The following is a 25,071-nucleotide window of genomic DNA, read 5'->3' as shown; positions in this document are numbered from 1 at the left end:
CACCCGTACCAGCCACTTCGCACGACTTCGCCCCGCCGACCAGACGATCGGCGGGGCGAAGAAGGCGTAAGGCCCCGGATTAACCAACAGCATCCGCGATCGGTCCGGGGCCCTGTGCCGTTCCCGCGCCCGGGGGATCAGGTCAGGAAGTCCCCGGCGATCTGTTCCGCGACCCGCTCCAGGATCGGTCCCGCGTCCGCGATGCACCTCGCGATGTCCGGCTCCACGGACGTCAGCGGATACGCCCGCCGGATCCCCGCCCGCCCGAGCTCGGCCGGCGCCAGGGCGAGCCGCCCGCACACCGCCACGACCTCCTTGCCGGCGGCGCGCGCGGCCGCGGCCACCCCCGCCGGCGCCTTGCCGTGCAGCGTCTGCTCGTCCAGCGAGCCCTCGCCGGTGATCACCAGCGACGCCCGCTCCAGAGCGGGCGCGAAGCCGAGGACGTCGAGCATGACCTCGATGCCGGGGCGGAAGCGGGCGCCGAGCAGCAAGGCGCCGTATCCGATGCCGCCGGCGGCCCCGGCGCCCGGCGCCACGGCGTACCCCGCCGCGCGCGGGCCGGTCTCGGCCTCCAGGATCTTCGCGAAGTGGGCCAGGGCGGCGTCCAGGATCTCGACGTCGTCCGGCGAGGCGCCCTTCTGCGGGCCGTAGACGGCCGGTGCGCCCTTGGGGCCGGTGAGCGGGTTGTCGACGTCGCTGGCGAGGATCAGGTCGGCCGAGGACAGGCGCGGGTCCAGGCCGGACAGGTCGGCGCGGGCCACGTGGGCGAGGCCGCCGCCGCCCGGCGGTACCGGCTCGCCGTCCTCGTCCAGGAACCGTGCTCCGAGCGCGGACAGCATGCCGGCGCCGCCGTCGGTCGTGGCGCTGCCTCCGACGCCGAAGACGATCGTGCGGGCGCCCGCGTCCAGCGCGGCCCGCAGCAGCTCTCCGGAGCCGTACGTGGAGGTCGTCAGCGGCGCGAGGACACCGGACGGCAGCCGCTGCAGTCCGCTCGCCTCGGCCATCTCCACCACGGCGGTGTCGCCGCGCAGCGCGAACGCGGCGGTGACCTCCTGTCCCAGTGGCCCGGCGACCGGTTGCTCGCGGCGTTCGAAGCCGGCGGCGAGAGCGGCGGCCACTGTGCCGTCCCCGCCGTCAGCGACGGGCAGCGCCTCCACCTCCAGGCCGGGCACGACCCGCCGGAGCCCCGCAGTGACCCGCTCGGCGACCTCCACGGCCGTCAGCGACCCCTTGAACTTGTCCGCGGCGATGAGCACGCGCTGTGTCACCTGTATCCCCTTGCTCTCCGGGCCTCGCGCACGTCAAGGCCAGTCGCGCCGCTGTGACCTTAACCGGAGGACACCCTCGCCGTCATTCCCCGGCCGAAGCCCGGGAAAGGCCTGGGAGCCGCCTGCGAAACCGGGTAGACCACAGCCATGGGCAACGACGGCACCGCCGGCCCGGACCTCGCCGACCGGGTGCTCGGCGGCTGGCTCGGCCGTATCGCGGGCAACATGCTCGGCAAGCCGGTCGAGCGGGGCGACGTGTGGACCAGGGACCGCATCGACGGCTATCTGCGGCGGGCCGCCGCCCTGCCGCTCACCGACTACCTCCCCGAGCCCGCCGACGAGAGCGACGCGATCGCGCTGCGGCCCGAGTGGCGCCGGTGCGTGCGCGGCCGCATCCACGGCAGCTGCCAGGACGACGACGTCGACTACGCGATCCTCGGCCTGGACCTCCTGGAGACCCACGGTCTCGGTTTCAGCACCGAGCAGGTCGGTGAGCTGTGGCTGCTGCGACTGCCCTACCTCCAGACCTTCACGGCGGAGCGGGCCGCCTACCGCAACCTCGCGAACGGCCTCGAACCGCCGCTCACCGCCACCCACGACAATCCCTGCCAGGAGTGGATCGGCGCCCTGATCCGCGCCGACATCTTCGGCTGGACCTGCCCGGACGCCCCGCACCGGGCCGCCGCCCTGGCCCGCCGGGACGCCGTGCTCTCCCATACGGGCAACGGGGTCTACGGCGCGATGTGGGCCGCCGCGCTGATCTCGGCGGCGTTCACCGCGCCGACCGTGCGGCAGGCGATCGACAGCGCGCTCACGGTCGTACCGGCGAGCTGCCGGCTCGCGCGGACCGTACGCCGGGTCGTCTCCCTGTACGAGACCCGGATGAGCTGGGAGGACACCCTTGCCACCGTGTCCGGGGAGACCGCGGGCCTCGGCTGGATCCACGCCGTCCCGAACGTGGCCGTGCTCACCGCGGGGCTGCTCTACGGCGACGGCGACTTCACCCGGACCGTCGCCCTCACCGTGCGCGGCGGCCTGGACACCGACTCCAACGGCGCGACGGCGGGCTCGGTGGCCGGGGTGCTGACCGGCGCGGCGGCCATCCCGGACCAGTGGAAGGAGCCGCTGGAGGACACGGTCCGCAGCGCCGTCTTCGGGTTCGACCGGTCCCGCATCAGCGACCTGGCGGAGCGCACCCTGCGACTCGCCCGGACGGGTCCCGGGCCCGCCCTCGATACCCTTCCCGAGTGACCACGACTGACGCCTACGCCGCGTACATCGCGAGCCTGCCCCGGATCCTCGCCGGGGCTGCCGCGCTCCTCCGGGACGCCGAGGGACGGGTGCTGCTCGTCGAGCCGAACTACCGGGACGGCTGGGCGCTGCCCGGCGGGACCGTCGAGTCCGACGACGGGGAGACCCCGCGTCAGGGCGCCCGCCGGGAGACCCTGGAGGAGATCGGCCTGGACCGGGAGATGGGCCCGCTGCTCGCGGTGGACTGGGTGCACGGCGCGGGCCGGCCGCCGATCGTCGCCTACCTGTACGACGGCGGTGTCGTCACCGACGCCGACCTCGGGGCGATCCGCCTCCAGGAGGAGGAACTGCTCTCCTGGCGGCTGGTCCCCCGCGCGGATCTCCTCACCTACCTGCCGGGCTCCCTGGGCCACCGCGTGCTGGCCGCACTGGACGTGCTGGACGAGGGCGCGGGCACCGCGGAACTGGAGAACGGCCACCGCGCGGGGTGATCCCGGAACGGTCGATAACCGTTCGCCGCCCGCGCCGCCCCCGCCCTACCCTCGAACACATGACCAAGCCCCTCGTGGCCATCCTCAGCGGCGCCGGCATCTCGACCGACTCCGGGATCCCCGACTATCGCGGCCCCAACGGTCTGTGGCGCAGGGACCCCGAGGCCGAGAAGCTCGTGACCTATGACTGCTACATGGGCGACCCCGAGATCCGGCGCCGGTCCTGGCAGATGCGGCGCACGAACCGTGCGCTCCGGGCCGAGCCCAACGCCGCGCACCTGGCCGTCGCCGAGCTCGACAGGTCCGGGGTCCCGGTCCGGGTCGTCACGCAGAACGTCGACGGGCTTCACCAGCTCGCCGGGATGCCCGCCCGCAAGGTGATCGAACTGCACGGCTCGGCACACGGGGTGGTGTGCACCAGGTGCCATGCGCGGGGAGCGATGGCTGACGCGATCGCCCGCGTCGAAGCCGGCGAGGACGATCCGCCGTGCCTGGAGTGCGGAGGCATCCTCAAGTCCGCGACCGTCATGTTCGGTCAGAACCTCGACCCCGTCGTCATCGGCGAGGCCCTCGCCATCAGCAAGGCCTGCACCGTGTTCATCGCCGTCGGCAGCAGCCTCCAGGTGCAGCCCGCCGCCGGCCTCGTGGGCGTCGCGGCCGACCACGGCGCCCGGCTCGTCATCGTCAACGCCGAACCCACGCCCTACGACGAACTGGCCGACGCGATCGTCCGGGAGCCGATCGGAACCGCGCTGCCGAGGCTGCTCGCGGAGCTGCGGACCGGCTAGGGCGTGTTGCGAAAGTCCCGTCGTTCGCCCGAAGGGCGGGCCGTGCGGCGTCAGGCGCGTGCTCCCGGCGTGCCGGGCGGAAGTCCTCGTACGGGATGTACTCGGGCCTTCGCCCGGTGCGGCGAGAGTGCGTGCATGGCGTCGCACCGCAGACGGGACTTTCGCAACACGCCCTAGAAGAGGCCCCCGTCGCGTTCGAGGGCCAGCAGGCGCCGCTTGCGGGGCAGGCCGCCGCCGTAGCCGGTGAGGCCGCCGTTCGCTCCGATGACGCGGTGGCAGGGCACGATGATGCCGATCGGGTTCTTGCCGTTGGCGAGGCCTACCGCCCGGGAGGCCCGTGGATTGCCGAGGGCGTCGGCGAGTTCGCCGTACGAGCGGGTCTGTCCGTAGGGGATCAGGCGCAGCTGTTCCCAGACGCTGCGCTGGAACGGGGTGCCGTTCAGCCGGAGTTCGACGGTGAACTCCTTCAACTCGCCCGCGAAGTAAGCGGTCAGCTGTTCCTCGGCCTCGGCGAACAGGTCGTCGTCACGGGCTCCGAAGTTCTCCTCGGGCGGGCGGTGGCGCTGGTCCTCCATGTAGAGGCCGCAGAGGGTGCCGTCCTCGGCGACCAGGGTGAGGGGGCCGTAGGGGCTGTCGGTGACGGTGTGGTTCTTCACGCCAGAGTCCTTACACGGGCAGGAAGTTGATCGGGTGGCTGTCGGTCGCCCACAGGTACTGGACCGCGTAGGCCCGCCAGGGGCGCCAGCCGGCCGCGCGGGCGGTGAGGGCGGCCGGAGTGCCGGGCAGGCCAAGCTCCAGGGCCGCGCGGCGGATTCCGAGGTCGGTGGGGAGGAAGGCGTCGGGGTCGCCGAGGGCGCGCATGGCGATGACGTCGACGGTCCAGGGGCCGAAACCGGGCAGGGCGAGGAGCCGGGCGCGTGCCTCGGCCCAGTCGCACTCGACGCCCAGGTGGAGGGTGCCGTCGGCGAGCCGGCCGACCAGGGTGGTGAAGGTGGCGCGTCGGGTGCGGGGCATCGCCAGGGACTCGGGGGCCAGTCCGGCCAGGGCCCCGGGGGTCGGGAAGAGGTGGGTGAGGCCGCCCTCGGGGTCGTCGACGGGGGTGCCGTGGGCGGTCACGAGGCGGGCCGCGTGGGTGCGGGCGGCGGCCGTGGAGACCTGCTGGCCGAGGACGGCCCGCACCGCGAACTCCGCTTCGTCGACCGTGCGGGGCACGCGGCGGCCGGGCGCCTTGTCCACCAGCGGGGCCAGCACGGGGTCGGTGCGCAGCTGGTCGTCGACCGCGACCGGGTCGGCGTCCAGGTCGAGCAGCCGCCGGCAGCGGCTGATGGCGACGGGCAGGTCCCGCAGGTCGCTGAGGGTGAGCCGGCAGGCGATGTGATCGGGCTTCGGGGCGAGGGCCGCGATGCCGTGGCCGTACGGCAGCCACAGGGTCCGCCGGTAGGCGCCGTCCCGCCACTCCTCGACGCCGGGTACGGCGGTGGCCGCGAGGTGGCCGAAGAGGTTGTCGGGGTTGAGGGGGGCGCGGAAGGGCAGCCGCAGGGACAGCGCTCCGGGGGCGCTGGACGCGCTCTTCGGGGCCCTCGTGCGCAGCTCGCTCGGGGACAGCGCGAAGACCTCGCGGACGGTGTCGTTGAAGGTGCGGATCGAGGAGAAGCCCGCCGCGAAGGCGATCTCCGCCATCGGCAGGGCGGTCGTCTCGATGAGCAGGCGGGCGGTCTGGGCGCGCTGGGCGCGGGCGAGGGCCAGCGGGCCGGCGCCGAGTTCGGCGAGGAGCTGGCGTTCGACCTGCCGGGGGCTGTAGCCGAGGCGGGTGGCGAGGCCGGGCACGCCCTCGCGGTCCACGACCCCGTCGGCGATCAGCCGCATGGCCCGGGCGACCAGGTCGGCGCGCTGGTTCCACTCCGGGGAGCCGGGACTGGTGTCGGGGCGGCAGCGCTTGCAGGCCCGGAAGCCGGCCTGCTGGCAGGCGGCCGCGCTCGGGTAGAACGTCATGTTCTCGGGCTTGGGCGGGACCACCGGGCAGCTGGGCCGGCAGTAGATGCGGGTGGTCAGGACGGCCGTGAAGAACCAGCCGTCGAAGCGTGCGTCCTTCGACTGCACGGCCCGTACACAGTGCTCTCGGTCGAGGTGCGTCCCTTTCTGCATGGGTCCAGCATCGGCCACCGGACACGGCCGATGCTGGCGGAAATCCGACACGTAGGTGCGCTGACCTCCGGGAGCGCCGGTGGCCCCCGCGGCCTGCTGGGGAGGCGTGGCCCTCTCAGCCGAAGTAGTGGTCCTGGTCGAGGTCGGCCAGCAGGTCCGGCTGCCCGGGGCGCCAGTCGTAGCGCTCGCGGGTCGCGGTGCTCGACGTCGGGTTGTCGTGGCCGGCGAAACGGATCATCCAGCCGAAGTGGGCGGCCGCCTCCTCGGGCGCGAGGGACACCAGCGGCAGGCCGAGACGGCGGGCGACGATCGCGGTGATGGCGCGGAGCGGTACGCCCTCCTCGGCGGCCGCGTGCAGCACGGCACCGGCCGGTGCGCTCTCCAGGGCCTTGCGGAACAGTACCGCCGCGTCCAGGCGGTGCACGGCGGGCCAGCGGTTGGCGCCGTCGCCCGGGTAGCCGGCGACGCCCTTGTCCCGGGCGAGGCCGATGAGGTGCGGGACGAAGGCGTGGTCGCCGGCGCCGTGCACCGAGGCCGCGAGGCGGATCGCGCAGACCCGTACCCCGCGCCCGGCCAGGGCGAGGGCGGCCCGCTCGGACTCGCCCCGGTGTGCGCCGGGCGCCGTGGGGTCGGGTCCGTCCGTCTCGGTGCCGAGGCGGCCCGGGGCGAGCAGTCCGGTCACGGAGCTGATGACCAGGGGGCGGCCGGAGCCGGCGAGGGCGTCACCGAAGGCCGCCAGGGCGGCGAGTTCGGTGCGCAGGGCTCCGGGCATGTCGGAGAAGTCGTGGTTGAAGCCCGTGTGGACCACCCCGTCCGCCGCGGTCGCCGCGGCCCGCAGGCCGTCGACGTCGTTCAGGTCGCCGCGGTGGGCCTCCGCTCCCGCCTCCTTCAGGGCCGCCTCAGCCGCGTCCGAACGGGCCAGGCCGAGCACCTGGTGCCCGGCGCCGAGCAGTTCGCGGACGACCGCGCTGCCGATGAACCCGGTGGCGCCGGTGACGAACACACGCATGACGAATCACCTCACGGAGAGTGAATGGGATGGGATGGCTCCAGCCTGCGTCCGGCCCGGGGCCGGGGTCCAAGACCTGTTCCGCACCCGGTGATGCCCCCGCGGTCATGACCGCAGCTCACGGCGGCGGGAGTAGAGTCGTGGAGTGCCCGATTCCCTCGTACCGCCGGTGGACCTGGAGCTGCGCCTGGTGCGCTACTTCACCGTGGTCGCCGAGGAGTTGCACTTCGGCCGGGCGGCCGACGCGCTGCGTCTGGCCCAGCCGTCGCTGAGCCGGCAGATCCGGCGTCTGGAGCGGGAGCTGGGCGTGCGGCTGCTCGATCGCACTCCGCGCGGCACCCGGCTCACCGAGGCCGGCGAGACCTTTCTGCCGCAGGCCAGGGAGTTGCTGCGCAGTGCCGCCCGGGCCGCCGCGAGCGCCCGTTCGGCGGCCGCGCAGGGCCCGTTCACGGTCGGGTACACCACTCACCAGATCGTCACCCCTGCCGTACGGGAGATCCGGCACCGCCATCCGGAGGCCGACGTGCGCACCCTGCACGTGGACTGGAACGAACCGCGCGACGCGCTCCTCGACCACCGGGTCGACGTGGTGGTGACCCGCTTCCTGTTCACCTCCGACGGCCTGGACATCACCGTCCTGTACGACGAGCCGCGGGTGCTGCTGGTACCGCTCGGCCACCGGCTGGCGGGCCGGGAGTCGGTCACGCTCGCGGACTTCGCCGACGAGCCGCTCCCCCGTTTCACCGGCGCCGACCGGATCGGTGCGAATCCCGCGGGTCACACCAACCTGGGCGCCCTGGTGGACACGCTGGAGGACAAGCTGGAGCTGGTGGCGAGCGGTGAGGTGGTGTCACTGGCGCCGGCCGGCTTCCGGGGCAGCCTGCGGCCGGACATCGTCCTCGTGCCGGTCGTGGACGCGGACCCCGTCCAGGTGGTCCTGGCCACCCGGAAGGGCGACCGCCATCGCCTGCTGCCGGCGTTCCGAAGGGCGGCCGAGGCCCATCTGGTCCCGGTCGGCGCTGCCGGGACCGGACGGCCGAAATCGCGGATCGGGACCGGGTGACGGGCAGGCCGGGCCGGGGCACGCCGAACGACGTGGCCGTCGCCGGCGGTGTCTCGCGTGCCACGGTCGGCTTCGTCCTCGACGACGATCCGCGGCAGTCCGTCCCGGCCGCCACCCGTGACCGGGTACGGCAGGCGGCACGCGACCTCGGCCATGTCCCGCACGGGGGTGGCGCGTCCTGCGCGAGGGCGGCTCCCGGGTGGTGGCCCTCGATCTGGACCGGGGTCTGGAGGGCAACTGCTCGCGCGGCTGCGTGCGCGGTCTGGACGACGAACTCGCCGCGCACGGGCATGTCCTGCCGGTGCGGCACGGCCGGCACCCGGCGGCGGCGACCCGGCAGGTGCTGGACGCGATCACCCCGTGCGCCATCATCCGGTTCGCGAAGCCGCACCTGACCGGTCACTGCCTAAAGGGCCTGGGGGCGGTTGCCGGTGGGACGGCCTCGCCGCGCACGCGGCCCTGCAGATCCGGGATCTGGCCGAGCACGGGCACCGCCGGATCGCGCCGGCCCTCCCCGAGGAGGACTCGGCGCGGGCCCGGGCCCGGCGGCGGTCCGCCGAGCACACCGCGCACAGCCTCGGCCTGCCGCCGCTGGTCCCGGTCACGGTGGAGCGACCGCGGCGGGCGGGCACCGACGCGGTCGCCGGGCTGCGCGAGGGCCATCCGGGCGTCACGGCGGTCGCCGCCTTCGACGACGGCCTCGCCCTGCGCACCCTGAGGGCCCTGCACGACCCGGGCCTGTCCGTCCCCGGCGGCAACATGGCGGTGATCGGCTACGACGACACCGGGTACGGCGAGCTGAGCACGCCCGCCCCGACCACCGGGCACATCGACGCGGAGGCCCACGGCCGGCCGGCGGCGCGCACCGCGCTGGGGCTGGACCCGGCGGCCCTGGTGCCGGTCCCGGCGCGGATCATGGTGCGGGAGTCCGCGTGAGCGCACCCGTCCCGGGAGCGGGGGCCACGGCGGACTCCCCCGCGACCTGACCCGTCTTCAGGGCAGCTGCGCGGCGAACGCTTCGTAGGCCCGCTCGTCGAAGAGCACGAACCGGACCTCCTCGACGGCCGTGTCCGCCTCCCGGACTGTCGCCATGGCGATCCGGGCGCCGTCGTCCAGCGGCCAGCCGTAGATCCCGGTGGAGACGGCGGGGAAGGCGACGGTGTGCGCGCCGAGTTCGTCGGCGCGCTTGAGGGACTCGCGGTAGCAGGAGGCCAGCAGCTCGGAGCGGTCCTCGCTGCGGGAGTGGACGGGGCCGACGGTGTGGATGACCCACCGGGCGTCGAGTTCGCCGGCGGTGGTGGCGACGGCCTGGCCGGTGGGCAGGCCCTTGCCGTAGTGCCCGGCACGGAGCCTGCGGCAGTCCTCCAGGATCGCCGGGCCGCCGCGCCGGTGGATGGCACCGTCGACGCCTCCGCCGCCGAGCAGCGAGGAGTTGGCCGCGTTGACGATCGCGTCGGCGGTCTGCCGGGTGATGTCGCCCTGGACGAGCGTGATGCGGGTCATGACTGTCTCAGCCTCCTCCAGACGGCCTTGGCCGCGTTGTGTCCCGACATCCCGTGTACCCCCGGGCCGGGCGGGGTCGCCGACGAGCAGATGAAGACGGCCGGGTGCGGGGTGCCGTAAGGGAACAGGGAGAGCTTGGGGCGCAGCAGGATCTGCAGGCCGGAGACCGCACCGGTGCCGATGTCGCCGCCGACGTAGTTGGCGTTGCGGGCGGCGAGTTCGGCGGGTCCCGCGGTGGCGCGGGCCAGCACGCGATCGCGGAACCCCGGTGCGAAACGCTCCAGTTGGCGTTCCATCACGTCGGTGAGGTCGCCGGTCCAGCCGTTCGGCACATGGGCGTAGGCCCAGAAGACCTGCTTGCCCTCGGGGGCGCGGGACGGGTCCACGACGCCGGGCTGCACGGTGATCATGAACGGCCGGTCGGGGGCGCGGCCCTGGCGGGAGGCGGCCCGCAGCGCGGTGCCGATCTCCGCGCTGTCCGCGCCGATCTGCACGGTCCCGGCGCGGCGGGCCTCCGGGGCAGTCCAGGGGACCGGCCCGTCCAGCGCATAGTCGATCTTGAAGACGCCCGGGCCGTACCGGTAGTCCTGGTAGTAGTTGCCGAGGCCGGCGATGCGGGCGAGGGCGGTCGGCGAGGTGTCGAAGATGTACGACCGCGCGGGCGGCAGGTCGTCCAGGCGCTTGACCTCGTAGTCGGTGTGGATCGCGCCGCCGAGGTCCCCGAGGTAGGCGGCCAGGGCGTCGGAGACGGCCTGCGAGCCGCCCCGGGCCACCGGCCAGCCGCGGGCGTGCGCGGCGAGCGCGAAGACCAGGCCGACGGCACCGGTGGCGAACCCGCTGAGCGGGGCCATGACATGGGCGACGAGGCCGGCGAAGAGGGTTCTGGCCCGCTCCTCACGGAAGCGGCGCACAAGCAGGGCGGCGGGCTCCAGCCCTACCAGGCCGAAGCGCGCGAGGGTGAGCGGGTCGCGGGGCAGCGCGGTCAGCGGCAGGGACATGAAGTCCCGGACCAGGGTGTCCCAGTGGGCCAGGAACGGCTCGACCAGCCTGCGGTAGGTGCCCGCGTCACGCGGTCCGAAAGAGGCGGCCGTCTCGGCGACCGAGCGGGCCAGTACGGCGGCCCGGCCGTCCGGGAAGGGGTGGGCCATCGGCAGCTCGGGGTGCAGCCACTCCAGGCCGTAGCGGTCCAGGGGCAGGGCCCGGAACGCGGGCGAGTTGATGCCGAGCGGGTGCGCCGCGGAGCACGGGTCGTGCCGGAAGCCCGGCAGCGTGAGCTCCTCGGTGCGGGCCCCGCCGCCCACGGTGTCGCGTGCCTCGAAGACCGCGACGGAGAAGCCGCGCCGGGCCAGCTCCACGGCGGCCGTCAGGCCGTTCGGTCCCGCCCCCACCACGACCGCATCGAGCATCGACGGCACCTTCGCACCCCTTCGTCAGCCGATTGGCCACTCGAATTCAGGATATGCCGCTGGACTGACACCGCCCTCGTCCGGGGTTACCAGTGCGGGTTCCGCAGCAGGTCCCGCACCCGGTGGGCGGTGGCCGCGTCGCGGGCCGCGGTGAAGGGCAACGCGTTGTCCCCCGTGATCCGGAACGGCACACCGGCGAGCGTGAGGTGGGCGCCTCCCGCCTCCTCCACCAGCAGCAGCCCGGCCGCGTGGTCCCAGGCGGCCTCCCAGGAGAACGCGGTCGCGTCCAACTCGCCCCGGGCGACGGCGAGATACTCGAGACCCGCCGAGCCGCAGGCGCGCGGGGCGACGCCGTCGACCCACAGGGCGAACAGCGCGCGCTTCTGCGCGTCCGTCGTGTAGTCCGGGTGGGAGGTGGCGATCCGCAGGTCCTGGCCCGCTGCGGGAGGCCCGGCGTGCAGCCGTACGCCGTCCAGGAAGGCACCCTTGCCCCGTACCGCCGTGGCGAGTTGCTCGCGGGCGGGGGCGTAGGTCCAGGAGGCGAGCAGAACGCCCCGGTGGGCGAGCGCGACCAGGGTGCAGAAGCCGTCCTCGCCGCGCACGAACTGGCGGGTGCCGTCGACCGGATCTACTATCCACACCGGCGCGTCGCCCTGGAGCGCCCCGTAGCTCTCCGGGTCCGCGTGGACCGCCTCCTCGCCGACCACGACGGAACCCGGCAGCAGGGCGCCCAGTGCCCCGGTGAGGTACCTCTCGGCGAGCCGGTCGGCGTCCGTCACCAGGTCGTGCGGGCCGCTCTTCTGGTCGATCTCGTGGTCGGCGAGCCGGCGCCAGCGGGGCATGATCTCGGTCCGGGCGGCCTTGTGGATGGCGTCCTCGACGTCACCGGCGTGCTGGAGGAGAAACTCGTCGATGGTCTCCGTTGCTTCGATCATGCCTCCATGAGAGCACGCGTCACTGACAATCCCCCCCGCCCGGATGTACGGAACGTGGAATACGCACGAACAACCGGTGCCGCCGATCAGTGGACGGCCGGCCTGCCGGGTCAGCGTCCCACCGCGTACCCCTGCATCCCGCGCGGATTCGCCGCCGCCGACAGCACCCCGGTCTCCGGGTCCCGGGCCACCGCGCACAGCCGCCCCTCCGACCAGGCCGGCCCGACCGTCACGTCATGGCCGCGCCGCCGCAGCTCCGCCACCACCGCGGGGTCCGTCCGCGACTCGACGGTCACGCTGCCCGGGCGGCGCCCGCGTGGGTAGAAGGAGCTGGGGAAGCTGTCGTTGTGCCAGTTCGGCGCGTCGATCGCGCCCTGCAGGTCGAGGCCGCCGCGCACCTCCCCGCGCAGCGCGACGGCGAGGAAGAAGTGCAGCTGCCACTGGTCCTGCTGGTCACCGCCGGGCGTGCCGAAGGCCAGTACCGGAACTCCGTCGCGCAGGGCGACGGACGGGGTGAGCGTGGTCCGGGGGCGGCGGCCGGGGGTGAGGGAGTTCGGCAGGCCCTCCTCCAGCCAGGCCATCTGGAGCCGGGTGCCCAGCGGGAAGCCCAGCTCGGGGACGACGGGGTTGGACTGGAGCCAGCCGCCGCTGGGGGTGGCGGCGACCATGTTGCCCCAGCGGTCGACGACGTCCAGGTGGCAGGTGTCGCCCCGGGTGGTGCCGTCGGCGGCGACCTGCGCGACCGTCGGCTCACCGGCGCCCATCGGATCGAAGGCGGTGCCGCGCGCGGCCTCCAGGCGCGCGTACCCGGGCAGCCGGGGCACCCGGCCGCCGGGACTGCCCGGCCGCAGCTCGGCGGAGGCCTCGGCGCCGACCAGCCCGCGCCGCTCCGCGTTGTAGGCGTCCGAGAGCAGTTCGGCCAGCGGTACCTCGGCCGCGTCCCCGTACCAGGCCTCGCGGTCGGCCATGGCGAGCTTGCAGCCCTCGATCAGCAGGTGCAGGTAGTCGGCGGAGCCGTACGCGGGCAGCTCGGAGAGGCGGGGCGGCAGCAGCGCGAGCTGCTGGAGGAAGGCCGGGCCCTGGCTCCAGGGGCCCGCCTTGCACACGGTCCAGCCGTTCCACTCGTACGACACCGGGGGCTCGTAGCTCGCGGACCAGCCGGCCAGGTCGGCGGCGGTGAGGGTGCCGGTGTGCCGCTCGCCGCTGGTGTCCATGGTGGGGCGGGCGGCCTGCCGGACCAGGGCCTCCGCGATGAAGCCGGTGCGCCACACCGCACGGGCCGCGTCGATCCGCGCCTCGCGGTCCCCGGCGCCCGCGGTCTCCGCCAGCAGCCGCCGCCAGGTGGCCGCGAGGGCCGGGTTGCGCAGCAGTTCGCCGGGCCGGGGCCCACGGCCGCCGGGCAGGTACAGGTCCGCCGACGAGGTCCACTCGGTCTCGAACAGCTCCCGTACGCTCGCCACGGTCGCGCCGACGTTCTCCACGGCCGGGTGCCCGTGCTCGGCGTACCCGACCGCGTACGCCAGGACCTCGTCCAGCGGCTTGGTGCCGTGGTCGCGCAGCAGGAGCAGCCAGGCGTCGAAGGCGCCGGGAACGGCCGCGGCCAGCGGGCCGGTGCCGGGGACCAGGTCCAGTCCGAGCCCCCGGTAGTGGGCGACGGTGGCGCCGGCGGGGGCCACGCCCTGCCCGCACAGCACCCGCACCTCGCCGCCGGCCGGGGCGAGCAGGATCGGTACCTCGCCGGCGGGTCCGTTGAGGTGCGGCTCGACCACGTGCAGGACGAACGCGCCCGCGACGGCCGCGTCGTACGCGTTGCCGCCGTTCTCCAGGACCGCCATCGCCGACTGGGAGGCCAGCCAGTGCGTGGAGGACACCATGCCGAAGGTGCCCTGGAGGGTCGGTCGGGTCGTGAACACAGGGTCTCCCACCTCGCTCTTTACGTGTATCGGCCCGGATGACGGGCGCTCACGAGGGGGCCTGGGGAGAATCTGGGGATGTCCCGCCAGGGGTCTCCTTCGCCCACTCCCCCGGAAGGCTATCGACCGCCCTGCTCCTCTTCTTCCCCGCCTCCGGTTCTTCCCCGCCTCCCTTTTCTTTGCCGTCTCCGGCATGAAGTGGGCGTAGTGGTCGAGGGGTGAGGGTCGGCGACGTGTGCCCCAGCCACCCGGCGAGTCCGGCTCGTGCAGGCCGAGGCCCCGGCCTGTCCGCGCACCCGCCGCCGGGGTTCCTGGATCCGCGGCCAGGCCGACTGGGCGGTGGGCCTGCGCTGGCCCTCGCGCCAGGACTCGGGCCTGCTCTCCGGCGAGGTGTGCGCCCTGTGCGAACCGGAGCACGGCCCCGCTTGCCCGAGCCGTCCTCCGAGGCACCGCTGGAGCTGGACACCCCGGCCGGCCGCCACTACGTGAACGACCTGCTCGCCCCGCTGCGCATCCGCGTCGAGCACCCCCGGCGACGCGCGTCCTGGGGCGTGTTGCGAAAGTCCCGTCGTTCGCCCGAAGGGCGGGCCGTGCCACGTCAGGCGCGTGCTCCCGGCGTGCCCGGCGGAAGTCCTCGTACGGGATGTACTCGGGCTTTCGCCCGGTTCGGCGAGCGTGCGTGCATGGTGTCGCACGGCAGACGGGATTTTCGCAACACGCCCTAGTCGTCCGAGTCGGGCTTGTTGCTCGCCGCGTACGCCTGGGCCGGTGTCATGGCGACCCCGTTGAGGCTGACCGTCCTGTAGGGGCTGACCTTGGCGCAGGTCTTGGAGTCGTCGGCGGTGGAGGCGTTGGCGTTGGAGACGGCGGCCTTGGTGTCGCCGGACTTGGCCGGGTAGCTGGTGCCGGTGGTCCAGTCGCTGCCGATGACCAGGGTCACGCCGGTGCCCGTGCCCTGCTTGACGTGCGAGGTGGGCACGTCCAGCGCCTTGGCGACGGTCTGTGCCGCGGCCTTGTCGCCGCTGCCGTAGGTCACGGTGGTCGTGGTCGCGGAGTCGGGCGCGTTGGCCGTGCTCGTACCGCTGTTGAAGCCCTGCGAGATCAGGGCGCCGGCGATCGCGGAGGCGCGGCCCGTGATGTCGGTGCCGTTCTCGACGGTCACGGCGATCTGGGCCGCGGGTACGGTCGCGGTGGTGGCCCTGGGCTTTCCGGTGGCGTCGGCCGCCGACGACTTCTTGCCGGAACCGGTGGTCAGCGACTGGTCGTTGGCCATCGTGGCGAACAGGTCCTTGGCGCCGTCGCCGACCACCACGCGGTTGCTGTTGTTCGGGTCCGGGGCGGTCTGCATGGTGGTGAAGGTCATCCGCTTGGTGGGGACCTTGTTCACGTCGGCCGCGAGCGATATCAGCTTCTTGACGCTGCCGAGGCCGTCGTCCACGGTGAGCGCCTTGGTGGCGGCGTCGGCGAGCTTGTAGACCGCGGTGGGGTCGGTGAGCGTTCCCGCGCTCTTGAAGTTGCGCATCATCGCGCTGAGGAAGATGTGCTGGGAGACGGTGCGGCCGAGGTCGCTGCCGTCTCCGAAGCCGTGCCGGGAGCGGACGAACTCCAGCGCGGCCTCGCCCTTGAGGGTGTGGGGGCCCTTGGACAGCTTGAGGTGCGAGTAGGTGTCGTACACGTTGGAGCTGACGCAGACGGAGACACCGCCGACCGCGTCGGACATCTTGACCACGCCCGAGAAGTCGAGCTTGACGAAGTGGTCGATGGTGATGCCGGTGAGCTGGTGGATGGTGTCGACCTGGCAGGCGGGCCCGTACTCCAGGGCGCTGTTGACCTGGCCGTAGTAGCCGGACGTGGACTGGCCGCTCGCCTTGTCCTTGCAGGCCGGCACGTTGACCATGGTGTCGCGGGGGATGCTCATGACCGTGGCGTTGGAGCGGTCCGCGGATATGTGGACGACCATCTCCACGTCCGCGTTTCCGTTGCCGGTCTGCACCCCGGTGGTCCTGCAGCCGCCGCCGAGCTTGCAGTCCTCGGAGCTGGTCCGGCCGTCCGAGCCGATCACCAGGATGTTGATCGGGGTCCGGCCGAACGCGTCGGCCTTCTCGGTGCCGCCCTTGCCGTCCAGGGAGACGCTGTTGATGTTGCCGTTCAGGTGCTGGTAGAACCACCAGCCCGCGCCGGCCGTGACCAGGACCAGGACGGCGGTGACCACGCCGAGGATCTTCAGCGCCCGCCTGCCGCGGCCGGTCGGCCTGGCCCGCCGGGCCCCTTTGCCGCCGCGGTTCCTGGCCGCCTGCCGGGCCGCGGCCCGGCCGCCGGTCGGGCGCGTCCCGTCAGGCAGTGCACCGCGCTGTCCGGGCACCCGGTCGGTGCGGCTCCGCGTGGCCTGCCCCCCCGGGCCGTCCCACGGGTCGGTCATCTTCCACTCCCATGAACGGGTGGGGCCCGCGACGGTCGGGTCGACCCGTACCCGGCGGTGTACGGGAAGGCGCGATGTGGGCCCACTTGGGTTGCGTGATTGCGCAATCTAACAAACCCATGGCCCGAGCAGCACAGCTCCCGGCGGATTTCACAGGTGAGTGATCTCATGGAAACGCCCGGGAACCCTCGCGGAACCCGAGACGCGTCACAGGCGTCGGGACCGTACCCGCGCGCTCAGACCCCGGCCTCGCGCAACCGTCGCACCGGTGCCGGAACTTGGTACGTTCGGGCGGTCAGCTGTCCGACGGCCACCCGCACCACGGTCACGATGTCCGGATCGTCCACATAATAGATCTGCCGGCGCCCCTCCCGGCGGGACCGGACCAGGCCGGCGAGCTTGAGCTTGGCCAGGTGCTGACTGACCGCGGGCAGGGCGCCGCCGACCCGGTCGGCGAGGCACGTCACGTCGCTCTCACCCTGGGACAGCGCCCACACGAGGTGCAGCCGGGCCGGCGAGGCGAGCAGCCCGAACACCGCGGCCGCCTCCGTCAGCACCCCGTCGGAGGGGTCCGTGACGCCGTCGAGGTCCTCGGCCACAGCCCGCTCCCTCCCTCACCGTCGTCACACAGAAGTGCACTCAGTGTAGGCGCGCGGTCACGGCCGCCCGCACGACCTCCCCGGAATGTCCTCCACGTGTTCCCCGCATTGTCATGAGCGGGTGACAGATCTTCGACGGCTCGGCGTCAGGCGCTGCCGTCGGCCTCCGCCGTTCATAAGCTTGCGCAACAAGGCAACTGAGCAAGGCACCACCCCGCACCGGGAGGACGACGAACGTGGGCATCATCAGCTGGATCATCCTGGGCCTCCTCGCCGGAGCCATCGCCAAGGTCCTGCTGCCCGGCCGTGACCCGGGCGGCCTGATCGGCACCACCCTCATCGGCGTCGCGGGCGCCTTCGTCGGGGGCTGGCTCTCGGCCCGCTTCCTCGACCGCCCGGTGGAGAAGCAGTTCTTCGACCTCTACACCTGGGGCGCCGCGATCGCCGGCTCCCTGGTCCTCCTCATCGCCTACCGGCTGCTGTTCGGCAACTCGCGGGACCGCGCACGGCGGTGACCCCGGTCACCTTTGCGGGCCCGATGCAGTCACGACATTCCGGAAGTACGCGGACCGCGGCCACACGACATTCCGGATGTACGGGGACGGGCTCGCGAGCTCTGTCAACAGGGCGTAAGCGCCCACCGCACAGTCAAGGCGTCGATTCCACTTCCACCCCACGGGGAGTCGTGTGACACTGGCGTCCCGTCCGCAGTGTGGACACCTCGGCACACCGTCCCCCACGAGAAGTGCGACTTGCGTTCTCTACCACTGCCACTCGCCCTCACCGCGCGCCTGACGCCGGTCGCCGTGCTCGCCTGTGCGGGCTGGGCGATGGCATCGGGTCCGGACAAGACGGCCGGCACCGCCTCCGGTGACACCTCGGCCCAGCAGACCGCCGGCCGGTCGACGAGCGAGGACCCGTCCTCGTCCGCCGCGTCGACGGCGGCCGCCAAGACGTACGGCGGTGCGCCCGCGCCCTGCGGGAGCATCCCCGCGGCCACCATCAAGTCGCTGGTGCCGGGCGCCAAGACGGCCGGCAAGGAGATCCCCTCCACGGACACCAAGCTGCGCCGCACCTGCTCCTGGAACGCGCTCAAGGGCTACGACTACCGCTGGCTCGACGTCTCCTTCGAGATCATGGACACGAACGCGGCGGCGGCGAAGGAGTACAAGGAGCGGGTCGCGGAGAAGAGCGGCGGCGGAGCCGTGCCGGGGCTCGGCGACAGCGGCTACTCGGTGGTGAACCTCACCACCGAGGACAAGCAGCAGACCCGTGAGGGCGTGGTGATGGCCCAGGTCTCCAACGCTCTGGTGGTCGTCACCTACAACGGCAGCGACTTCGAGAACAAGAAGGCGCCGGACACGGACGAGATCAACAAGGGCGCCATCAAGGCCGCGAAGAGCGCGGTGACCGCGCTGAAGGGCAGCCAGTGAGGCAGTACCGGCCGCCCTTCGCGCTCACGCCGCTCGGGGGGTGGGCCTGATCAGCAGCGACAGGCCCAGATACAGCACCAGCGACGTACCCAGACCGACCGCCCAGCCGTAGTCGGCGAGCGAGGACAGCGCCGGGATCGGGCGGCCGTCGATCAGCGGTTTGAAGCTGGCGCCGCCGATGGCGAGCACGCCTCCGACGAGGAAGGCGAGGACCGCCCGCCAGTTCCAGCCGCCGTCGTACCAGTAGCGGCCGCCCGTGCGGTACAGGTCGGTCAGGTCTAGGCGGGTGCGGCGCAGCAGCCAGTAGTCGGCGATGAGGATGCCGGCGACCGTGCCGAGTAGACCGCCGACCAGGCCGAGCCAGGTGAAGATGTAGCCCTGCGGGTCGGAGTACAGCTTCCAGGGGAAGATCACCACGGCGAGCACGCTGGTGATCAGGGCGCCGGTGCGGAAACTGATCTTCCGGGGCGCGACGTTGGAGAAGTCGAACGCCGGGGACACCAGGTTGGCCGCGATGTTCACGGACAGGGTCGCGACGAGGACGGTGACCAGGGCGTAGAGCAGCCCGACCACGTTGTCCGTCTTGGCGGCCAGCTGGACCGGGTCCCAGACCGGCTCGCCGTACACGGCCTGGGAGCCGGAGGTCACCAGGACCGACAGGAACGCGAACAGGGTCATGGTGGTCGGCAGGCCGAGGGCCTGGCCCCAGGTCTGCGCCTTCTGGCTCTTGCCGTACCGGGTGAAGTCGGGGATGTTCAGGCTCAGGGTGGACCAGAAACCGATCATGCCCATCAGCGAGGGCCAGAACAGCTTCCAGAAGTCGCCGCCCCAGCCGAGCTTGGAGGGCTGGTCGAAGAGCGGTCCGAGGCCCCCGGCCTTGTTGCTCATCCAGATCAGCATCACCACCGCGCCGACGATCACGAAGGGCGCGGCCCAGTTCTCGAAGCGGCGGATGGTCTCCATGCCCCGGTAGATGATGGCGACCTGGAGCACCCAGAAGAGCGCGAACGACAGCCACATGGTCCAGGCGTGGCCGCCGATGTGCGAGGCGTTCGCCCAGCTGTCGCCGATGAGCTTGCCGGCCAGGAAGTAGATGGCCTCGCCGCCGATCCAGGTCTGGATGCCGAACCAGCCGCAGGCCACCAACGCCCGGACGACGGCGGGGAGGTTGGCTCCGCGCACGCCGAAGCTGGCGCGGGCGAAGACCGGGAAGGGGATGCCGTACTTCGGTCCGGCGTGCCCGGTGAGCAGCATCGGGACGAGGACGATCAGGTTGGCGAGGGCGATGGTGAACACGGCCTGTTTCCAGTCCATGCCCACCGCGATCAGCCCGGAGGCCAGGGTCCAGGACGCCGTGTTGTGGGCCATGCCGACCCAGAGTGCGGAGAAGTTGTACGTGGTCCAGGTGCGCTTTTCGACGGGGACCGGCAGCAGGTCCTCGTTGGCGTAGGGCCCGGCCGGCGGCGGGGAGCCCGGGGCGAGCTCTACGCGCCCGTCGGAGGTGGTTACTTGACCGGACGGCGGTATGGCCGTGGGAGCGGTGTCGGTCATGGCAGGCCAATCGGGAGGAGACGGGACGGGAGACAGGCCGTGCGGGCGGGGCGGGGGGGTACGCGTGTGGGGTGCGCCCTGACCCCCTTCCCGGGACGGCGGGAAGGGGGAGACCAATTGCCAGGAATGGGCTAACCGTTGACGGCGGGGATGACCTTGCTCCCGTAGGCGTCGATGGTGGCCTCCTGCGCGTCGTGCATGTCGTAGACGGCGAACTGGTCGACGCCCAGTTCACGCAGTGCGTTCAGCTTCTCGATGTGCTTCTCGGGCGGTCCGATGACGCAGAACCGGTCGACGATCTCGTCGGGGACGAACTCGGTGTCGGGGTTGCCGCTGCGCCCGTGGTGCGAGTAGTCGTACCCCTGACGTGACTTGATGTAGTCGGTGAGTTCCTCGGGGACCTGGGAGGAGTGTTCGCCGTACTTGGCGACCAGGTCGGCGACGTGGTTGCCGACCATGCCTCCGAACCAGCGGCACTGGTCGCGGGCGTGTGCCAGGGCCTCGGGCGAGTCGTCCTCGGTGACGTAGGCGGGGGCGGCGACGCAGATCGTCACTTCGGACGGGTCGCGGCCGGCGGCGGCCGCCGCCTCCTTGACCGCCTTGACCATGTACTCGGTGAGGTAGAGGTCGGAGAGCTGGAGGATGAACCCGTCGGCCTCCTCACCGGTCATCTTCAGGGCCCTGGGCCCGTACGCGGCCATCCAGACCGGGAGCCGGGCGTCCGGCTTGATCCACGGGAACCTGATCGCCGTGCCGTCGCCCAGGTCGGCCTCGCCCCCGCTGCCGAGGGCGCGGATGACCTTCATGGCCTCGCTGATCCGGGCGAGGGTGTTGGGCTTGCGCCCGGCCACCCGCATCGCGGAGTCGCCGCGGCCGATGCCGCAGACCGTGCGGTTGCCGAACATGTCGTTGAGGGTGGCGAAGGTGGAGGCGGTGACCTCCCAGGTACGGGTGCCCGGGTTGGTGACCATCGGCCCGATCGTCAACTTCGTGGTATTGGCCAGGATCTGACTGTAGATCACGAACGGTTCCTGCCACAGCACGGCGGAGTCGAAGGTCCAGCCGTACGAGAACCCGTTGCGTTCGGCCCGCTTCATCAGGCTGATGACACGGGAGGCCGGCGGATCGGTCTGCAGGACGAGTCCGAAGTCCATAAGCGCCACTCCTAGTTGAGGTACTGACAGGTGGAGCGCGGGGTGTAGACGCCGTGCCCGGCGTGTCCGGTGTACTCCCGCTCGGTGATGACGGGTTCGCCGCGCGAGAGGACCGTCTCGACCCGGCCGGTGAGCCGCCTGCCCTCGTACGCCGAGTAGTCGACGTTCATGTGGTGGGTCTCCGCGGAGACGATCTGCTCGGCGTGCGGGTCGTAGATCACGACGTCGGCGTCGGCACCCGGGGTGATGGTGCCCTTCTTGGGATACATCCCGAACATCCGGGCCGGAGCGGCGCAGGCGATCTCGATCCAGCGCCGGCGCGAGATGTGCCCGTCGACGACGGCCTGGTGGAGCAGGTCCATGCGGTTCTCGACACCGGGCAGGCCGTTGGGGATCTTCGAGAAGTCGCCCCGCCCCAGCTCCTTCTGGCCGACGAAGCAGAACGGGCAGTGGTCGGTGGAGACCACCTGGAGGTCATCGGTCCGAAGGCCCTGCCAGAGCTTGGCCTGGTGCTCCCTGGGCCGCAGCGGGGTCGAGCACACGTACTTCGAGCCCTCGAAGCCGGGCTCGGCGAGGTTGTCGGTCGACAGGAAAAGGTACTGCGGACAGGTCTCGCCGAAGACGGGCAGCCCCTCGTCACGCGCCCGTGCCAGCTCGGCCACCGCCTCCATCGCCGAGACGTGCACGACGTACAGGGGCGCACCCGCCACCTGCGCGAGCCGGATGGCGCGGTGGGTGGCCTCGGCTTCCAGCAGCGCCTTGCGCACCTCGCCGTGGTAGCGGGGGTCGGTCTCGCCGCGGGCCAGCGCCTGTTCCACCAGCACGTCGATGGCGATGCCGTTCTCGGCGTGCATCATGATCAGGCCGCCGTTCTCGGCGGAGCGCTGCATGGCGCGCAGGATCTGGCCGTCGTCGGAGTAGAAGACGCCGGGGTAGGCCATGAACTGCTTGAAGGAGGTCACCCCCTCCTCGACCAGCAGGTCCATCTCCTTGAGGGTCTCCTGGTTCACATCGGAGACGATCATGTGGAAGCCGTAGTCGATCGCGCAGTTGCCCTCGGCCTTGGCGTGCCAGGCGTCGAGCCCCTCGCGCAGACCGTGCCCGACGCTCTGCACGGCGAAGTCGACGATCGTGGTCGTACCGCCCCAGGCGGCGGCGCGGGTTCCGGTCTCGAAGGTGTCGGATGCGAAGGTGCCGCCGAACGGCAGTTCCATGTGGGTGTGGGCATCGACACCGCCCGGGATGACGTACTTGCCGGTGGCGTCGATGGTGCGCTCGGCGGTGAAGGTCTCGGCGACGGGGGTCGCGGAGGCGGCGAGGGCGGCGATACGGCCGTCCTCGATCAGGACGTCGGCGTGGATCTCGTCGGACGCGGTGATGACGAGTCCGCCCCGGATGACGGTACGGCTGCTCATTCTCCCTCTCCTGCCCTGCTCGGCTCTGGTGCGGTTACGGTGCGGTGATCGGGCCGTACGCGTCCGGGCGGCGGTCCCGGAAGAACTGCCAGCGGTCGCGGACCTCGCGCAGCTTGGCCAGGTCGAGGTCGCGGACGACGAGCTCGGTCTCCTTGTCGGAGGCCACCTCGCCCACGAACTGCCCCTCCGGGTCCACGAAGTAAGAGGTCCCGTAGAAGTCGTTGTCGCCCAGGTCCTCGACACCTACCCGGTTGATCGCGCCGACGAAGTACTCGTTGGCCACGGCCGCCGCCGGCTGCTCCAACTGCCACAGGTAGCGGGAGAGTCCGCGCGAGGTGGCCGACGGGTTGAAGACGATCTCGGCGCCGCCGAGGCCCAGCGCCCGCCAGCCCTCCGGGAAGTGCCGGTCGTAGCAGATGTAGACGCCGATCTTCCCGACCGCGGTCTCGAAGACCGGCCAGCCCGCGTTCCCCGGACGGAAGTAGAACTTCTCCCAGAAACCGGGGACCTGGGGGATGTGGTGCTTGCGGTACTTGCCGAGGTAGGAACCGTCCGCGTCGATCACGGCCGCGGTGTTGTAGAGGACGCCGGGCTGCTCCTCCTCGTACACCGGCAGGATCAGGACGATGCCCAGCTCCCGCGCGAGGGCCTGGAAACGCTGGACGACCGGGCCGTTGGGTACCTGCTCGGCGTACTCGTAGAACGCTTTGTCCTGGACCTGGCAGAAGTAGGGTCCGTAGAACAGTTCCTGGAAGCACAGGACCTGGGCTCCCTGCGCGGCCGCGTCGCGGGCCGCCTGTTCGTGGACCTGGATCATCGATTCCTTGTCGCCGGTCCAGGCGGTCTGGAACAGGGCGGCACGAATCACTCGGCTCATCGGGACCTCCGGTCGCTCGGGCGTGTGTCGCTCGATGTGCGAGGAGCCTAGGAAGTCGGCGAGCGGGCTTTGAGTGGCAGCGTGTCACGTCTGCGGGCGCTCCGCGTGTCACGGTGTCACACGGTCGTCGGCTCATGTTTCACCGCCGTTTTCCCAGGTCGTCGCATATTTCACCCCTGTTGCGCGTCGTGTGCGAGGAGCGCGATGTGCACGGAGGCCGCCTGTTCGAAGTCGTCGAGGTCGACGCCGAGCCGGGCCTGTATGGCCTCCAGACGGCGGTACAGCGCGGGCCGCGAGACATGGTGCAGCTGGGCGGTGCGGGACTTGTTGCGCCCGGTGGCGAGGTAGGTCCGCAGGACGCCGAGCAGGTCCTGGTCGACGCCCTTTCCGCACAGCAGCCCGTCCAGCTCGCGCTCGGCGAAGGACTGGACGTGCGGGTCGTCGCGGAGCAGCCGGAGCAGGCCCCGCAGGTGTACGTCCTTGAGCCGGACGACGGGTGGCAGGTCGAGGGCCGCCGTGGAGTCGGCCACGGCGTCGGCCACGTGCCGGGCCTCGCGCAGACCGGCGGGCACGTCGTCCCAGGCGGTACGCGGGCCGGCCGCGGCGACCACCACGTGCGGCTCCGCCGACTCGCCGTGCAGGCGGACGGCGAAGTGCGCGGCGAGGGCGTCGGCGTCCTGGTCCCGGGCCAGGCTGAGCAGGACGGCGGTGACCCGCTCGGTGAGCTCGGCGACGAGTCCGGGCAGCCCCAGCAGACGCAGGGTCCGCTCCAGTTGGGCCGGTTCGGCGTCCCGTACGACGACGGGGACGAAGGTCCGCCGGTTCACCGGCAGTCCGGCCGCCCGCGCCCTGGGCAGCAGCTGCCGGGCCGGTACGACCCCCGAGACCAGGTCCGTGAGCAGGCTCTGCGCGGACTGCTCCTCCCAGCTGTGGGCGGAACCGCCGCCGAGCATGCGGTGCAGGACGAGGGCCTCGGCGCCACGGTCGGCGAGCAGCCGCCCGGTGGCGGTGTCGCCGCGGTAGCCGCAGAGCATGATCTGCCCCCAGCGCTCACCGCGGCCGCCGAGTTCGGCGCGGATCCAGCCGCCGCCCTCGCCGCCGCCGGCCTGCCGGGAGATGCGCTCCCAGTCACGCAGCACGTCGTCCACGGCCGACCGCTCCCCCGCGGTGGCCAGGACCCGGTGGGCGAGGTTGGTGACGACGACCGGACAGGCGCTGTGCCCGGCGACCTCGTCGAGGAGGCTCTGCAGGGGGGCGCCGGCGGTGATGAGTCCGGTGAGCACGGTGCGGACCGACTCGGAGAGGCTGACGGCGGCGAACTTCCGCCGGACCAGCCGGGACTGGACCTCCTCGGTCAGCTCGGCGAAGGGGAACGGGCGGTGCAGGACCACCAGGGGGAGGCCGCAGCGGTCCGCCGCGCGGCGCATGGCCTCGGGTGGGGAGGGGAAGGCCCGGCCGAGGCCGAGGACGACCGCGGCGGCCTCGGCCCGGTGCAGGGACTGGATGTACTCGGCTTGTTTGTGCGCGTCGTCCGCCAGCAGGACACCGGTGGTGAGGACCATCTCGCCGCCGGTGAGCATGACGCCGACGTCGGGGGCCTCGGCGACGTGCACCCAGCGGACCGGACGGTCGAGGTGGGCGGCGCCGGCGACGACCTCGGGGTCACCGGCCAGGACCCGCTCCAGGGACAGGACCTGACGGACCGACAGGGTGGGGGCGTGTGCGGTGTTCGGAGGATCCCAGGTGGCGGTCATCTCGCGTGTCCCTTGGTCCGGATCGGTGCGTTCGGAGCTGCGGGCCGGTGGGGGCTGGTCGCGCGGTTCCCCGCGCCTTGGGGGGGCGCTGCCTGAG

General features: G+C 72.4%; 23 protein-coding genes. 8 read left to right on the top strand and 15 right to left on the bottom strand.

Annotated features, from left to right (window positions below; all coding sequences use genetic code 11):
- Positions 1-137: 137 nt before the first annotated feature.
- Complete coding sequence (locus ACZ4O3_RS03425; RefSeq protein ID WP_467721014.1) at positions 138-1,274, bottom strand: glycerate kinase; 1,137 nt, start codon at positions 1,272-1,274, stop codon at positions 138-140.
- A 141-nt stretch (positions 1,275-1,415) separates the two neighbouring features.
- On the opposite strand from ACZ4O3_RS03425, the gene ACZ4O3_RS03420 reads away from it, so the two are divergent.
- The 3 genes from ACZ4O3_RS03420 to ACZ4O3_RS03410 are packed head-to-tail and all read left to right on the top strand — an operon-like array spanning position 1,416 to position 3,798.
- The gene (locus tag ACZ4O3_RS03420) at positions 1,416-2,519 is read left to right on the top strand and encodes an ADP-ribosylglycohydrolase family protein (RefSeq protein WP_467720989.1); all 1,104 of its coding nucleotides are present in this window, start codon (positions 1,416-1,418) and stop codon (positions 2,517-2,519) included.
- Complete coding sequence (locus ACZ4O3_RS03415) at positions 2,516-3,010, top strand: NUDIX hydrolase (RefSeq protein WP_362730658.1); 495 nt, start codon at positions 2,516-2,518, stop codon at positions 3,008-3,010. The genes ACZ4O3_RS03420 and ACZ4O3_RS03415 overlap by 4 nt, the downstream gene beginning before the upstream one ends.
- A gap of 59 nt (positions 3,011-3,069) precedes the next feature.
- On the top strand, positions 3,070-3,798 hold the full coding sequence (locus tag ACZ4O3_RS03410; RefSeq protein WP_467720988.1) for an SIR2 family NAD-dependent protein deacylase: 729 nt from the start codon (positions 3,070-3,072) through the stop codon (positions 3,796-3,798).
- Between the two features lie 173 nt (positions 3,799-3,971).
- Here ACZ4O3_RS03410 and ACZ4O3_RS03405 read toward each other — a convergent pair whose 3' ends face one another.
- The 3 genes from ACZ4O3_RS03405 to ACZ4O3_RS03395 form a co-directional block, all read right to left on the bottom strand.
- Positions 3,972-4,454: a methylated-DNA--[protein]-cysteine S-methyltransferase gene (locus ACZ4O3_RS03405; protein WP_362732763.1), complete on the bottom strand. Its 483-nt coding sequence runs from the start codon at positions 4,452-4,454 to the stop codon at positions 3,972-3,974.
- A 10-nt stretch (positions 4,455-4,464) separates the two neighbouring features.
- Positions 4,465-5,943, bottom strand: a complete 1,479-nt coding sequence (locus ACZ4O3_RS03400; RefSeq protein WP_467720987.1) for an AlkA N-terminal domain-containing protein — start codon at positions 5,941-5,943, stop codon at positions 4,465-4,467.
- 115 nt (positions 5,944-6,058) lie between these two features.
- Positions 6,059-6,952, bottom strand: a complete 894-nt coding sequence (locus ACZ4O3_RS03395; protein WP_467720986.1) for an SDR family oxidoreductase — start codon at positions 6,950-6,952, stop codon at positions 6,059-6,061.
- A gap of 145 nt (positions 6,953-7,097) precedes the next feature.
- Between ACZ4O3_RS03395 and ACZ4O3_RS03390 the strand changes: the two genes are divergently transcribed.
- Genes ACZ4O3_RS03390 through ACZ4O3_RS03380 form a run of 3 tightly spaced genes read left to right on the top strand, consistent with a single transcriptional unit; the run spans position 7,098 to position 8,951 of the window.
- On the top strand, positions 7,098-8,015 hold the full coding sequence (locus ACZ4O3_RS03390; RefSeq protein ID WP_467720985.1) for a LysR family transcriptional regulator: 918 nt from the start codon (positions 7,098-7,100) through the stop codon (positions 8,013-8,015).
- The gene (locus ACZ4O3_RS03385) at positions 8,012-8,410 is read left to right on the top strand and encodes a LacI family DNA-binding transcriptional regulator (RefSeq protein ID WP_467720984.1); all 399 of its coding nucleotides are present in this window, start codon (positions 8,012-8,014) and stop codon (positions 8,408-8,410) included. The genes ACZ4O3_RS03390 and ACZ4O3_RS03385 overlap by 4 nt, the downstream gene beginning before the upstream one ends.
- Entirely contained in the window at positions 8,376-8,951 is a 576-nt protein-coding gene (locus ACZ4O3_RS03380; RefSeq protein WP_467720983.1) for a substrate-binding domain-containing protein, read from the top strand. The genes ACZ4O3_RS03385 and ACZ4O3_RS03380 overlap by 35 nt, the downstream gene beginning before the upstream one ends.
- Before the next feature lie 57 nt (positions 8,952-9,008).
- On the opposite strand, the gene ACZ4O3_RS03375 is transcribed toward ACZ4O3_RS03380, so the two are convergent.
- The 6 genes from ACZ4O3_RS03375 to ACZ4O3_RS03350 all read right to left on the bottom strand — a co-directional run bounded on the left by ACZ4O3_RS03375 (position 9,009) and on the right by ACZ4O3_RS03350 (position 16,790).
- Positions 9,009-9,518 (bottom strand): O-acetyl-ADP-ribose deacetylase, encoded by a 510-nt coding sequence (locus tag ACZ4O3_RS03375; RefSeq protein WP_362729257.1) that lies wholly within the window; start codon positions 9,516-9,518, stop codon positions 9,009-9,011.
- Positions 9,515-10,924 carry a phytoene desaturase family protein gene (locus tag ACZ4O3_RS03370; RefSeq protein ID WP_362729255.1) on the bottom strand — a complete coding sequence of 470 codons (1,410 nt, stop codon included), beginning with the start codon at positions 10,922-10,924 and terminating at the stop codon, positions 9,515-9,517. The genes ACZ4O3_RS03375 and ACZ4O3_RS03370 overlap by 4 nt, the downstream gene beginning before the upstream one ends.
- Positions 10,925-11,010: 86 nt before the next feature.
- Positions 11,011-11,859: an inositol monophosphatase family protein gene (locus ACZ4O3_RS03365; RefSeq protein ID WP_467720982.1), complete on the bottom strand. Its 849-nt coding sequence runs from the start codon at positions 11,857-11,859 to the stop codon at positions 11,011-11,013.
- 110 nt (positions 11,860-11,969) lie between these two features.
- Positions 11,970-13,733, bottom strand: coding sequence for a gamma-glutamyltransferase family protein (locus ACZ4O3_RS03360; RefSeq protein WP_467721013.1), 1,764 nt, complete (start codon positions 13,731-13,733; stop codon positions 11,970-11,972).
- 760 nt (positions 13,734-14,493) lie between these two features.
- Complete coding sequence (locus ACZ4O3_RS03355; RefSeq protein WP_467720981.1) at positions 14,494-16,191, bottom strand: LCP family protein; 1,698 nt, start codon at positions 16,189-16,191, stop codon at positions 14,494-14,496.
- Between the two features lie 236 nt (positions 16,192-16,427).
- Complete coding sequence (locus ACZ4O3_RS03350; RefSeq protein ID WP_467720980.1) at positions 16,428-16,790, bottom strand: ArsR/SmtB family transcription factor; 363 nt, start codon at positions 16,788-16,790, stop codon at positions 16,428-16,430.
- Positions 16,791-17,026: 236 nt separating this feature from the next.
- On the opposite strand from ACZ4O3_RS03350, the gene ACZ4O3_RS03345 reads away from it, so the two are divergent.
- Both ACZ4O3_RS03345 and ACZ4O3_RS03340 read left to right on the top strand, forming a co-directional pair.
- Positions 17,027-17,305: a GlsB/YeaQ/YmgE family stress response membrane protein gene (locus ACZ4O3_RS03345; protein ID WP_384990017.1), complete on the top strand. Its 279-nt coding sequence runs from the start codon at positions 17,027-17,029 to the stop codon at positions 17,303-17,305.
- A 237-nt stretch (positions 17,306-17,542) separates the two neighbouring features.
- Positions 17,543-18,223, top strand: coding sequence for a hypothetical protein (locus ACZ4O3_RS03340; RefSeq protein WP_362718356.1), 681 nt, complete (start codon positions 17,543-17,545; stop codon positions 18,221-18,223).
- Between the two features lie 24 nt (positions 18,224-18,247).
- Here ACZ4O3_RS03340 and ACZ4O3_RS03335 read toward each other — a convergent pair whose 3' ends face one another.
- The 5 genes from ACZ4O3_RS03335 to ACZ4O3_RS03315 form a co-directional block, all read right to left on the bottom strand.
- The gene (locus ACZ4O3_RS03335) at positions 18,248-19,774 is read right to left on the bottom strand and encodes an NCS1 family nucleobase:cation symporter-1 (protein WP_362718359.1); all 1,527 of its coding nucleotides are present in this window, start codon (positions 19,772-19,774) and stop codon (positions 18,248-18,250) included.
- A 131-nt stretch (positions 19,775-19,905) separates the two neighbouring features.
- Complete coding sequence (locus ACZ4O3_RS03330; protein ID WP_467720979.1) at positions 19,906-20,928, bottom strand: TIGR03842 family LLM class F420-dependent oxidoreductase; 1,023 nt, start codon at positions 20,926-20,928, stop codon at positions 19,906-19,908.
- Between the two features lie 11 nt (positions 20,929-20,939).
- Positions 20,940-22,343, bottom strand: a complete 1,404-nt coding sequence (gene hydA / locus ACZ4O3_RS03325) for a dihydropyrimidinase (protein ID WP_362718363.1) — start codon at positions 22,341-22,343, stop codon at positions 20,940-20,942.
- A gap of 34 nt (positions 22,344-22,377) precedes the next feature.
- Positions 22,378-23,220 carry a nitrilase-related carbon-nitrogen hydrolase gene (locus tag ACZ4O3_RS03320; protein ID WP_384990022.1) on the bottom strand — a complete coding sequence of 281 codons (843 nt, stop codon included), beginning with the start codon at positions 23,218-23,220 and terminating at the stop codon, positions 22,378-22,380.
- 170 nt (positions 23,221-23,390) lie between these two features.
- On the bottom strand, positions 23,391-24,974 hold the full coding sequence (locus tag ACZ4O3_RS03315) for a PucR family transcriptional regulator (RefSeq protein ID WP_467720978.1): 1,584 nt from the start codon (positions 24,972-24,974) through the stop codon (positions 23,391-23,393).
- Between the last annotated feature and the right edge of the window lie 97 nt (positions 24,975-25,071).

The organism is Streptomyces sp. NPDC026515 (genome assembly GCF_055567595.1).
This window is presented reverse-complemented; position numbering and strand designations above follow the sequence as displayed.